11 protein-coding genes are annotated in these 12340 nt (G+C 31.0%); all 11 read left to right on the top strand.

The window, feature by feature from the left end:
• Positions 1–4312, top strand: a 4312-nt coding sequence (locus ABV008_RS00450) for a PolC-type DNA polymerase III (RefSeq protein WP_502929724.1), incomplete at its 5' end; no start/stop codon positions are given.
• Between the two features lie 148 nt (positions 4313–4460).
• Complete coding sequence (rimP, locus tag ABV008_RS00445; RefSeq protein WP_352417845.1) at positions 4461–4925, top strand: ribosome maturation factor RimP; 465 nt, start codon at positions 4461–4463, stop codon at positions 4923–4925.
• A gap of 19 nt (positions 4926–4944) precedes the next feature.
• Complete coding sequence (nusA, locus tag ABV008_RS00440) at positions 4945–5982, top strand: transcription termination factor NusA (RefSeq protein WP_352417844.1); 1038 nt, start codon at positions 4945–4947, stop codon at positions 5980–5982.
• A gap of 21 nt (positions 5983–6003) precedes the next feature.
• The gene (gene rnpM, locus ABV008_RS00435) at positions 6004–6264 is read left to right on the top strand and encodes an RNase P modulator RnpM (RefSeq protein ID WP_352417843.1); all 261 of its coding nucleotides are present in this window, start codon (positions 6004–6006) and stop codon (positions 6262–6264) included.
• A complete protein-coding gene (locus ABV008_RS00430; RefSeq protein WP_352417842.1) occupies positions 6265–6579 on the top strand; it encodes a L7Ae/L30e/S12e/Gadd45 family ribosomal protein in 315 nt (104 codons plus the stop codon).
• 16 nt (positions 6580–6595) lie between these two features.
• Positions 6596–8671, top strand: a complete 2076-nt coding sequence (gene infB / locus ABV008_RS00425; protein WP_352417841.1) for a translation initiation factor IF-2 — start codon at positions 6596–6598, stop codon at positions 8669–8671.
• A gap of 38 nt (positions 8672–8709) precedes the next feature.
• Positions 8710–9084 carry a 30S ribosome-binding factor RbfA gene (gene rbfA, locus ABV008_RS00420; protein ID WP_352417840.1) on the top strand — a complete coding sequence of 125 codons (375 nt, stop codon included), beginning with the start codon at positions 8710–8712 and terminating at the stop codon, positions 9082–9084.
• Complete coding sequence (locus ABV008_RS00415) at positions 9077–10054, top strand: DHH family phosphoesterase (protein WP_352417839.1); 978 nt, start codon at positions 9077–9079, stop codon at positions 10052–10054. Before rbfA ends, ABV008_RS00415 begins: the two co-directional genes overlap by 8 nt.
• 4 nt (positions 10055–10058) lie before the next feature.
• Complete coding sequence (truB, locus tag ABV008_RS00410; RefSeq protein WP_352417838.1) at positions 10059–10964, top strand: tRNA pseudouridine(55) synthase TruB; 906 nt, start codon at positions 10059–10061, stop codon at positions 10962–10964.
• A 12-nt stretch (positions 10965–10976) separates the two neighbouring features.
• Entirely contained in the window at positions 10977–11891 is a 915-nt protein-coding gene (locus tag ABV008_RS00405; RefSeq protein WP_352417837.1) for a bifunctional riboflavin kinase/FAD synthetase, read from the top strand.
• A gap of 121 nt (positions 11892–12012) precedes the next feature.
• Positions 12013–12282 (top strand): 30S ribosomal protein S15, encoded by a 270-nt coding sequence (gene rpsO / locus ABV008_RS00400; protein WP_352417836.1) that lies wholly within the window; start codon positions 12013–12015, stop codon positions 12280–12282.
• Positions 12283–12340 lie beyond the last annotated feature (58 nt).

The following is a 12340-nucleotide window of genomic DNA, read 5'->3' as shown; positions in this document are numbered from 1 at the left end:
TAGTATGACCTTGCTTAAGAAAAAAACTCTTTATGATGTTTTTGAGACTATAAATATTAAGAATAAGAATGAATTAGTATCAAAAATACTAATTGAAAGAGTTATTTTAAATACAAAAAATAAAATTCTAAAGTTGTATTTGAAATCAGACAATATAATACCAAATAACCTGATTGAAGAAACAAGAAAATCATTATTAAAATTTTATGATGGATTAGAGAATATTATTTTATCGGTAGATTATAAAGACATTAAGACTAGTAAAAAAACCTTAATCAATATTTATATGACGAATATTTTAGATTTAATAAAAAAAGAAATACCCTCAAGTCTAGCTTGGATAAACCAAATTAAATGGGAAATAAGAGATGATATATTAGATATTTTTGTTGGTAGTAAAATTGGACTAACAGCTTTACATAATAAAATTATGGACAAGCAAATAGAGAAGCTCATAATGAATGAGCTTGGACTAAAATACAAAGTTAGGTTTAGCCATATTGAGAATCCTAATTTATCAGAAGAAGAGCATAATAAAATCAAAGAATTAGAAGAGACTATAATGCTTGAAAACCTATTATTAGATGTGAGCCTTAATAGCAAAAGCTCAGGTGACAATGTAAAAAATCCAAAAGTTAGAAAGAACTCAGGTCATATTATCTATGGAAATAAAATTGAAAGTGAAATAGTGGATATTTCAAATATAAATATTGATTCAGGAAGTGTAGCCATAAAAGGAGAAATATTTGATATAGATTGTAGAGAAATCAAAGGCGATAAAAAAATATATACTTTTAATATTACCGATTTTACAAGTTCAATTACTGTAAAAGTTTTTGCAAACAAAAAAACACAGGAAAGCTTAGATTCAAACTTAAATGAAGGCTTATATGTAAAAATCTATGGTGATGTAATCTATGATAATTATATAAAGCAAACTATTATTAATATGAAATCACTAGAAAAAGCAGAACGTATAAAAAGGATAGATGACTGTCAAGAGAAAAGAGTTGAGCTACATTGCCATACAAAAATGAGTGCTATGGACGGTGTCTCTAGTTTTGATGATATTGCTAAAAGAGCTTCTGAATGGGGACACAAAGCTCTAGCTATTACAGATCATGGTGTTGTTCAAGGCTATCCTGAAGGTATGGAAGCAGCTAAGAAATATGGAATAAAAGTATTATATGGTCTAGAGGGTTATTTAGTCAATGATATTAAACCAATAGTAAATAACAATAAATCTCAAAGCATTGACACGGAATATGTTGTATTTGATATTGAAACTACTGGATTTTCAAGTAAAAACGATAAAATAACTGAAATTGGAGCAGTTAAGATAATAAATGGACAGATAGTTGATAGATTTAGCCAACTAATAAACCCAAATGTTAGAATTCCAGAAAGAATAGTTGAGTTAACTGGCATTACCGATGAACTGGTTGCAGATAAGCCTAGTATCGAGGAAGCTTTACCAAATTTTATTAAGTTTATAGGAACTAGTGTACTTGTAGCACATAATGCATCTTTCGATACAGGCTTCATTAGAGAAAATTGCCATCGTATAGGTTTAGAGTTAAGCAATTCCACCTTAGATACTCTTCAACTTTCTAGAGAGTTGCTTCCAAACTTGAAAAGTCATAAACTAAATATTCTGTCTAAACATCTAAATGTTAGTCTAGAAAATCATCATAGAGCAGTTGATGATTCTGAGGCTACTGCTAAAATTTTTATAAAATTAATCGAAATGCTAAAAGAAAAAGGTGTTACAAAGCTAGAAGAAATAAACACAATATTTGAGGGTAACAAAAATATAAAATCTGATCATACTTTTCACATAATTATTTTTGCTAAAAATCAAAGAGGCCTTAAAAATCTATATAAAATAATATCAGAATCTCATTTAAAGTACTTCCATAGAAGGCCTAGAATTCCTAAATCACTATTGTTAAAATATAAAGATGATTTAATAATTGGAAGTGCATGCGAGGCTGGGGAACTTTATAGGGGAATTCTCTCTAATAGATCACAAGATGAAATAAAGAATATAGTAGAGTTTTATGATTTTTTGGAAATTCAACCTATTGCAAACAATATGTTTTTGATAGACAACAATTCTGTCAAAGATGTTGATGAACTTAAAGCTATTAATATAAAAATAGTTGAATTAGGTGAGGAAAATGCAAAACCTGTAGTAGCATCAGGTGATGTACATTTTTTAGATCCTCATGAGGAAATATACAGGCGTATACTATTAGGAGGGCAAGGCTTTTCAGATGCAGATAAACCTATGCCACTATATTTAAGAACAACAAGAGAGATGTTAGATGAATTTAGTTACTTGGGGGAATTAAAAGCTAGAGAAGTTGTAATTAATAATACAAATCTTATAGCAGATATGATAGAAGAAATAATACCTATTCCTGATGGTACATTTCCCCCAGTCATTCCTGGCGCAGAAGATGAACTTAGAAATATGAACTACAAGAAGGCGAAAGAAATTTATGGTGAACCTTTACCAGAAATAGTGCAAGCAAGATTAGATAGAGAGTTAAATTCAATTATTTCTAATGGATATGCAGTTATGTATATTATAGCACAAAAATTAGTAACTAAATCATTAGGAGATGGATATCTTGTTGGTTCAAGAGGTTCAGTTGGTTCTTCTTTTGTTGCAACAATGAGTGATATTACAGAAGTAAACCCTCTTCCACCTCATTATATATGTACAAACTGTAAAAATAGTGAATTTATTCTCGATGGTTCAATTAGTTCTGGAGCAGATCTTCCTGATAAGGTATGTCCAAAATGCGGAACCCAGTATAAAAAAGATGGACACGATATACCTTTTGAAGTTTTTCTAGGATTTGAGGGAGATAAGGAGCCAGATATTGATCTTAACTTTGCAGGAGAATATCAATCTACAGCTCACCAATATACAGAAGAAGTTTTTGGTAAGGGCTATGTCTTCAGAGCAGGAACTATAGGTACTATTGCAGAAAAAACTGCCTATGGTTTTGTAAAAAAATATTTTGAAGAAAGGAATATAACTATTAATAATGCTGAAATAAATCGTTTAGTAAAAGGTTGCACTGGAATAAAGAGAACCTCAGGGCAGCATCCTGGTGGAGTTATGGTTGTACCTAATTATAAAGAAATATACGATTTTACACCTATACAATATCCAGCTGATGACAGTAAGTCTGGAGTAATTACAACTCATTTTGACTATCATTCTATAAGTGGTAGAATTCTTAAACTAGATATACTTGGCCATGATGTACCAAGTATAATAAGAATGTTAGAAGATATTACAGGACTTAATGCACAAAATATTCCTTTGGATGATGAAGATACTTTAAAGCTTTTTACTACAACAGAGCCGCTAGGGGTCACAAAAGAAGAAATAAACACTGAAGTTGGTACTCTTGGAATACCCGAATTTGGCACTAAGTTTGTTAGACAAATGTTGATAGATACTCAACCTACTACTTTTGGAGAATTAGTAAGAATAAGTGGGCTATCTCATGGAACAGATGTATGGGTAAATAATGCACAAGATTTAGTTAGAAATGGAGTTGCTAAATTAAGCGGAGTTATATCAACTAGAGACGACATTATGCTTTACTTAATATATAATGGACTAGATAAAAAAAGATCTTTTAAGATAATGGAAAGGGTAAGAAAGGGGAAAGGGCTAACTGAGGAAGATGAAGACTACATGAGGGAAAACAAAATACCAGAATGGTATATAAAATCATGTAATACTATAAAATACATGTTTCCAAAGGCCCATGCTGTTGCATATGTAATGATGTCTTTCCGAATAGCTTATTTTAAAGTACATTACCCCATGGCTTTTTATGCCACCTATTTCACATCTAAGGCAATTGATTTCGATGCTGAACTAGTGCTAAAAGGTAAGGATGCTGTAAAAAGTAAAATTCATGAACTCGAGAGTATGGGAAACAATAAGACTGCAAAGGAAAAGAATCTACTAATAGTTTTAGAAGTTGTACTTGAAATGTATGCTAGAGGATTAGAATTTGAAAGAGTTGATTTATATAAATCTGATAGTGACAAATTTTTAGTTGGAAAGAGAGGCTTAATTCCACCTCTTAAATCACTAGAAGGAGTTGGAGAAAACGCTGCTAGAAGTATTGTTGAGGAAAGAAGAAAAAGTGATTTTATATCTCTAGAAGATTTAACAAACAGATGTAAAATATCAAAAACTGTTTTAGAGGCTTTAGAAGTACATGGTTGTCTTGAAGGTATTCCTGAGAGCAATCAGCTTACTATATTTAATATTTGATTTTTGGAAAAAACTATGATATGCTAAACATAAATAGACTATGCTGTAAGAGTGGGGTTTCCCACTCTTCCTTTATTATAGTGCGTATTTTAGAATAATTAAGTTGTTATATGGCAAAATATTAAGGTAATTGTTTGGAGGTGATGAAATGAAAAAAGGTGCATTAGAAAGCATGGTTGCTGAAATCGTAAGTCCAATAATAGAAAAATATGATTTTGAATTGGTAGATGTAGAATATGTAAAAGAAGGTCCAAATCAATTTTTAAGAGTTTTTATTGATAAGCCTGGTGGTGTAACAATAGATGATTGTCAAAAAGTCAGTGAACAGTTAAGTGATTTCCTTGATGAAAAGGACCCTATAGAGGATAATTATTTTTTAGAAGTATCCTCTCCAGGACTTGATAGACCACTAAAGAATAACCAAGATTTAGAAAGAAGTATTGGTAAAGATGTAGAGGTTAGTCTTTATAGACAATTAAATGGGAAGAAAAAATACACAGGTAAACTTATCAAATTCAATGATGAAAATATATTTATACAAGACGAAAGAAATGATGAGTTGCAAATATTTAGAGAGATAATATCAAAAATTAATCTAGCAATTAGATTTTAGTAGGGAGGTTAAAGGGGATATGAAAGCCGAATTTATTGAGGCTCTTGAAGAAATAGAAAAAGAGAAAGGTATTTGTAAAGATATTATATTTGATGCATTAGAAGCAGCATTAATTTCTGGTTATAAAAAAAATTTTGGCTCTTCACAAAATGTAGAGGTTGAAATAAACAAAGAAAATGGAGAAGTTAGAGTATATGCAAAGAAAATAGTAGTTGAATCTGTAGAAGATGAATTATTAGAAATTAGTTTAGAAAATGCAAGAGAAATAGATACAAAATATGATATTGATGATATAGTAGGTGTAGAGATCACTCCTAGAAATTTTGGAAGAATAGCAGCCCAAACTGCAAAACAGGTTGTAATGCAAAAAATAAAAGAAGCTGAAAGAGAAATTGTATTTGGGGAATTTATAAATAGAGAAAATGAGATTATTACAGGATTAGTTCAAAGAGTTAGCAAAAACAATGTTTTTGTTAATCTAGGAAAAACGGAAGGGATATTAGCACCAAGTGAGCAAATTCAAGGGGAAGTTTACAATCAAGGTGACAGGATCAAAGCATTTATTTTAGAGGTTAAAAAGACTACTAAAGGTCCGCAAATACTATTATCAAGAACTCACCCGGGTCTTGTTAAAAGGCTATTTGAACTAGAAGTTCCAGAAATACAAGAGGGAATAGTTGATATCTTTAGTATAGCAAGAGAAGCTGGATCAAGGACCAAAATAGCAGTGTTTTCAAAGGATGATAATGTAGATCCTGTTGGCGCTTGCGTTGGATTTAAAGGTGCCAGAGTAAAAGCTATTGTAGACGAACTAAAAGGTGAAAAAATAGATATTATTAACTGGAGTAAAGATATTGGAGAATTTCTCTCTAATAGTTTAAGTCCTGCAAAAGTAATAAATGTAGATGTTAATGAAAAAGAGAAATCAGCTTTAGTTGTGGTACCTGATTATCAACTATCATTAGCTATAGGAAAAGAAGGACAAAATGCAAGACTAGCTGCAAAATTAACTGGTTGGAAAATAGACATTAAAAGTGAAGGACAAATTGATAACTAATATTAATAAGGGGTGAGAACGATGAAAACAAAAAAAATACCTCTTAGAAAATGTTTGGGCTGTTCTGAAGGGAAAGCCAAACGTGAGCTAATAAGAATCGTAAAGAACAAAGAAGGAGATATATTTGTAGACTTGACAGGTAAAGCAAATGGAAGAGGAGCATATATTTGCAGAAATACTGAATGCTTAGAAAAAGCAATGAAAAGCAAGAGACTAAATAAGGCTTTAGAGGTCGAAATTCCTGACAAGGTATATGATGACTTGTTAAAGGAGATACAATAAATGAAAAAATTATTATCCATGCTTGGTATAGGAAAAAAAGCCGGGCTTATAGTATCAGGTGAGATGGGTTGTATTAATTCGTTAAATGAAGGAAAATCTAAGTTGTTAATATTAGCTTCTGATGCTTCATATAATACCAAAAATAAGTTTCTAGGATTATGCGACAAAAAAAATGTTAAATATATTGAGATTGGGTTAAAAGCAGAACTAGGAACAGCTATTGGCAAAGGACTTACGTCTACAATTTCAGCAAATGATGAAGCATTTTCAAAAGCTTTAGTTAAAATAATAGATGAGATTATCACCTGTAAATAAAGTGGGGGTGTATAGTTTGACCAAAATAAGAATATATGAATTAGCCAAAGAAATAGGGATAACTACAAAAGAATTGATGGAAAAATTAGGTGAACTTGATATAAAAGTTGGTAGCCATATGAGCTCAGTAGATAAAAAAGAAGCTGAACTTCTTAAAGAATATATTCAGGAAGACGATAATGATAAAGGTGATTTTGAAGATGAATTTGATGGGTCTCTTTATGAAAAGAAAAATTCTGCTTCTAAACCTAAGAAAGCAAAAAAGGTAAATGACAAAGTAAATTCAGACATAAAAAAAGAAAAGGATAATGAAAACTTGAATAGTATAGAAAAAAATAATATTATAGAAATTGCAAATAACATACAAGTCAAAGAATTAGCTGAAAAGATGAATATTAATTCGGGTCAAGTGATTTCAAAGTTAATTGCACTTGGGGTAATGGCTAGTATAAATCAAGAAATTGATTTTGATACTGCAAGCATAGTTGCATCTGAATTTGACTATGAACTAAAACTGATTAATGATGAACAAGAGCAGGAAAGTGACATATATGAAAGTTTGGATATTGAAGATACTGAAGAGAGTTTACAACTAAGACCACCAGTTGTGACAGTTATGGGACATGTTGATCATGGCAAAACTTCACTTTTAGATGCCATAAGAGAAACTCATGTGACTCAAAAAGAAGCAGGAGGCATAACTCAGCACATTGGAGCTTCAACCGTAACAATTAATAATAAAAAGGTTGTCTTTTTAGACACACCAGGCCATGAGGCTTTTACTTCCATGAGGGCCAGAGGTGCACAAATTACAGATATTGCAATACTTGTGGTAGCAGCTGATGATGGTGTAATGCCTCAAACTATAGAAGCTTTAAATCATGCTAAGGCCGCAAATGTTCCTATAATAGTAGCAGTTAATAAGACTGATAAACCCGAGGCTAATCCTGACAGAGTAAAACAAGAGCTAACAGAGCATGGTTTAGTACCTGAAGAATGGGGAGGAGACACGATATTTGTCCCTGTTTCTGCATTAAAAAGAATAGGAATTGCTGAATTGCTAGAGATGATTCTATTAGTTGCAGAAATGCAAGAGCTAAAAGCCAATCCAAATAGAAATGTTGTAGGAACTATAATTGAGGCTAAATTGGATAAGGGCAGAGGGCCAGTCGCTACAGTATTAGTACAAAAAGGTACTCTTACCGTAGGAGATGCTGTAGTTGCAGGGGCTGCTTATGGGAAAGTAAGGGCTATGATTGATGATAAAGGGAAAAGAGTTAAAAAGGCAGGTCCATCAACTCCAGTTGAAATATTGGGGCTATCTGAAGTTCCTGATGCAGGTGAGCATTTATATTCAGTTGAAGATGAGAAAAAATCAAGGGAAATTGCTGAACATAGGAGAGAAGTTATTAGAAGTGAACAGCTGAAAGTTAACCAAAAAATCTCTCTTGATGATTTATTTGATAAAATAAAGCAAGGTGAAGTTAAAGATTTAAATATTATTATTAAAGCAGATGTTAAAGGCTCTATAGAAGCAGTAAAACAATCATTAGAAAAGTTAAGTGTTGAGGAGGTTAAAGTAAATCCAATACACGGAGGAGTAGGAGCAATAACTGAGAGCGATATAATGTTAGCTTCCGCTTCAAATGCAATAGTAATTGGCTTTAATGTAAGACCTACAAATACAGCAATGGAGATTGCTAATAGAGAAAGCGTAGACGTAAGAACATATAGAGTAATATATAATGCTATTGAAGATATTGAGGCTGCGATTAAGGGTATGCTAGCCCCTGAGTATCGTGAAGTAGTTCTTGGAAGAGCTGAAATTAGGGCTACCTTTAAGGTTCCAAATGTTGGTATGGTAGCTGGAATATATGTACAACAAGGGAAAATAGTGAGAAATGCAAAAGTTAGACTTCTAAGAGATAATATTGTCATTCATGAAGGTTCAATTTCTTCATTAAAGAGGTTTAAAGATGACGTGAGAGAAATATTAACTGGATATGAAGGTGGATTAGGAATTGAAGGTTATAATGATGTTAAAGATGGCGATGTTATAGAAGCATATACCTTAGAAGAAATCAAAAAATAATTATTTAAGCATAAAAGGAAAAAGGATAGGTGACTTCTATGAGCTTAAAAAGATTAGGAAGAATTTCAGAAGAAATAAAAAGAATAGTAAGTAATGTTATTATGACAGAACTAAAAGATCCAAGAATATCTCCTATGACAAGTATAACAGAGGTAGAGGTAACTAGGGACTTAAGATATGCAAAGATATATATAAGTGTATTAGGAAACGAGCAAAATAAAGAAGAAACCTTAAAAGGATTGGAAAGCGGTAAAGGCTTTGTTAGGAAGGAAATTGGAAGAAATTTGAATTTACGATATACTCCAGAACCACTGTTTTACTTAGATAAATCAATAGAACATGGATTTAAAATATCAAAACTATTAAATGAAGTAAATGTTAATGAAAATAAAGGAAGTAATGAAGATGAGTGATGACAGGAAAATGCTCTTAGAAGAAGTTATCTCTGCAATCAATTTTCACAACAATATATGCATTACTTCTCATGTTAATCCAGATGGAGACAGTATAGGATCTGTCCTTGCATTAGGAATGGCTCTAAAAAAAAATAGATATAAAAATATTACGATGTTAGTATCTGATGAAATACCTAAAAACTTGTTGTTTTTGCCAGGTATAGATCAAATTCAAAAAGAAACTCATGCGAAAAAAATAGATTTATTAATTGCTTTAGATTGCGGGGACAAGAATAGGATAGGAATTTCTAAATCTTTACTTGAATCTACTGATTATATTATAAATATAGATCATCATATAACTAATACTAATTTTGGCAATATTAATATTATTAATCCTGATGCAAGTTCTACTGGAGAAATAGTCTATGAAATTTTGAAGCTAATGAATATTGATATAGATAAAGATATTGCCACATCTCTCTATGTAGGAATATCTACTGATACTGGTAGCTTTAGATATGATAATACCACATCATCTACTCATGCAATAGTATCAAGACTTCTTGATTTAGGTATTAATTCAAATTATATTAATATAAATCTTTATCAGAGTAGAAGCATTGAAAAAACATGTTTATTGATAAAGAGCCTTGATACTTTAGAGTTATTGAAAAGTGGGAAGATTGCTATAGCTATAGTTACTAGAGAAATGCTAGAAATCTGCAATACAACTATAAATGAGGCTGACCTTATAATAGATTTTATTAGAGATATCGATAGTGTAGAAGTCGCATGTGTACTTAAAGAAACTGATAACAATACTATTAAAGTAGGATTAAGATCTAAAAACTATATTGATGTATCATTAATTGCAAAATCTTTCAATGGTGGAGGACATGCTAAAGCTTCTGGATGTACATTATACTCCGGTATTGAAGAGGGTAAAAAGCTAATATTAGAAGAAATAGATAAGGCATTTAGGTGATCATATGAATGGTATTATTAATGTTTTAAAGCCTCCAGGAATGACTTCACATGATATTGTGAGTTTTATCAGAAAAACCTTTAATATGAAAAGAGTAGGGCACACTGGTACCTTGGATCCTAATGCAGCTGGTGTGCTACCTATTTGTATTGGAAAGGCCACAAGGGTTGTTGAATATTTCGATGATTTTAAAAAAGTATATAGAGCAGAATTAACCCTTGGCTATGAAACAGATACGCAAGACAAATATGGAGAAATAATTGGAAGAAACAATATATCTAATGTTACATCTGACGATATCAAAATGGTATTTGAAATGTTTAGAGGTAAGACAACACAAATTCCTCCCATGTATTCTGCATTGAAACATAATGGTAGGAAGCTATATGAATTGGCTAGAGAAGGGAAAACTGTAGAGAGAAAGCCAAGAGAGATAGTAATTCATGAAATTTCAATTTTAAGAAATTATAATAATAAAAAAATACTATTTGATGTAGAATGCTCAAAAGGTACTTATATAAGAACCTTATGCAATGATATTGGAAGAAGATTAGGAACACTAGGTTGTATGACATTTTTATTAAGAAGTAAAGTAGGAGATTTTAGTATAGTTAATTCATATACAATTGAAGAAATACTAAAATATACTAATATAAGCCGACTAGATAATATTATTATGCCTATTGATAGCGCTCTTAAACATTATGACTCAATTAATCTTCATGAAAGATACTATGATATTTTAAAGAATGGCGGAAAAGTTGATATTAATAATTATTCGCACGATTTATATAATCGTGATTTACAAAAAAGAATACGAGTATATTGTGATAATGCGTTTATTGGCATAGGTTTAATTAATAAAGCAGAAGATAATACAATATTAAAAATGGACAAAGTTTTTATTTAAAGGTGATAAACTATGAAAGTCATGTTAAACAAATATACAAATGTAGAAATGGATACAGCAGTAGCAATTGGAAACTTTGACGGTCTACATTTGGGACATCAATACTTAATAGAAGAAATGATGAAAATGGCTGAGAAAAAAGGACTTACTAAGGCTGTATTTACCTTTGATAATAATACATTGGTTCAATTTAAGACAAATAAAGTAAACAATATACTTATGAGTAATTCTCAAAAAATTTTACTGCTTGAAAATATGGGAATTGAATTATTGTATTTAGCGGATTTTACAGAAAAACTAATGCATATGTCTCCTTATGACTTTATAAAACAAATAATAGTTGAGAAATTAAGAGCTAAGCTTGTTGTAATTGGCTTTAATTATAAGTTTGGTTACAAGGCTCAAGGAGACGTGGAATTTCTAAAAAAGGCAGGGAAAAATTTTGGCTTTGAAGTAGTGGTTATTGATCCAATTACTTATGGAAATAAGATAATAAGTAGTTCTTATATTAGAGAACTGATCAATAATGGATTAGTAAAAGAAGCTAATGCTTTACTAGGAAGACCATTTACTGTTAGTGGCACCATTGTTAAAGGAAAGGGAAGAGGTAAGGGCTTAGGATTTGCTACAGCCAATTTAAAACAGGATACTAATTATCAAATGCCTAAATTTGGAGTCTATAAAACCAATACCTATATCAATGGGAAGAGCTATTTAAGTATTACAAATATAGGAAGCAATCCAACTTTTGATGATGTTGGGTTTAGCATTGAAACCCATATTATTGATTTCAATAAAGACATATATGGAGAGAAGATTGAAATTAGTTTATTAGATTTTATCAGAGAAGAAGTAAAATTTACTGATAAAGACAAATTGAAAATTCAAGTAAAGAGTGATATAGAAAAAATAATAGAAAGTAATTAAATATTTACAAGATTAATTGTATGTGGTACAATTAGGGTTGATGATACCTTATGCTAAGTTTATTGTAGCCTCGACTGTATACTCGGCTTAAGGTGTAACTTAATATTAAGGAGGAATATAAATGAATTTAAGTAAAGAAGAAAAAGCAAAGATTATCGAAGAATACAAAGTGCATGAAGGTGACACAGGCTCACCTGAGGTTCAAATAGCGATTTTAACACATAGAATTAACAAACTAAATGAACATCTAAAAGCCCACAAGAAGGACCATCATTCAAGAAGAGGATTGCTTAAAATGGTAGGTCAAAGAAGAGGATTGCAAAACTATTTAGAAAAGACTGACATTGAAAGATATCGTAACCTAGTAGAAAAATTAGGTTTAAGACGTTAATAAGAGCGGGGATACCCGCTCTATTAATTTATTCTATGATCTGTTTTTTTTATGTTTT

Origin of the sequence: Proteiniborus sp. (assembly GCF_040308045.1) — a bacterium.
Classification (GTDB): Bacteria; Bacillota; Clostridia; order Tissierellales; family Proteiniboraceae; genus Proteiniborus.
The sequence above is the reverse complement of the archived record's forward strand: the minus strand, read 5'-3'. Positions and strand labels throughout refer to the sequence as shown.

What these genes read in the sequence shown, in the direction of transcription:
- rimP (WP_352417845.1), top strand. Translation starts at nt 4,461, where the DNA reads ATGAAAAAAGGTGCATTAGAAAGCATGGTTGCTGAAATCGTAAGTCCA.
- nusA (WP_352417844.1), top strand. Translation starts at nt 4,945, where the DNA reads ATGAAAGCCGAATTTATTGAGGCTCTTGAAGAAATAGAAAAAGAGAAA.
- rnpM (WP_352417843.1), top strand. Translation starts at nt 6,004, where the DNA reads ATGAAAACAAAAAAAATACCTCTTAGAAAATGTTTGGGCTGTTCTGAA.
- ABV008_RS00430 (WP_352417842.1), top strand. Translation starts at nt 6,265, where the DNA reads ATGAAAAAATTATTATCCATGCTTGGTATAGGAAAAAAAGCCGGGCTT.
- rbfA (WP_352417840.1), top strand. Translation starts at nt 8,710, where the DNA reads ATGAGCTTAAAAAGATTAGGAAGAATTTCAGAAGAAATAAAAAGAATA.
- ABV008_RS00415 (WP_352417839.1), top strand. Translation starts at nt 9,077, where the DNA reads ATGAGTGATGACAGGAAAATGCTCTTAGAAGAAGTTATCTCTGCAATC.
- truB (WP_352417838.1), top strand. Translation starts at nt 10,059, where the DNA reads ATGAATGGTATTATTAATGTTTTAAAGCCTCCAGGAATGACTTCACAT.
- ABV008_RS00405 (WP_352417837.1), top strand. Translation starts at nt 10,977, where the DNA reads ATGAAAGTCATGTTAAACAAATATACAAATGTAGAAATGGATACAGCA.
- rpsO (WP_352417836.1), top strand. Translation starts at nt 12,013, where the DNA reads ATGAATTTAAGTAAAGAAGAAAAAGCAAAGATTATCGAAGAATACAAA.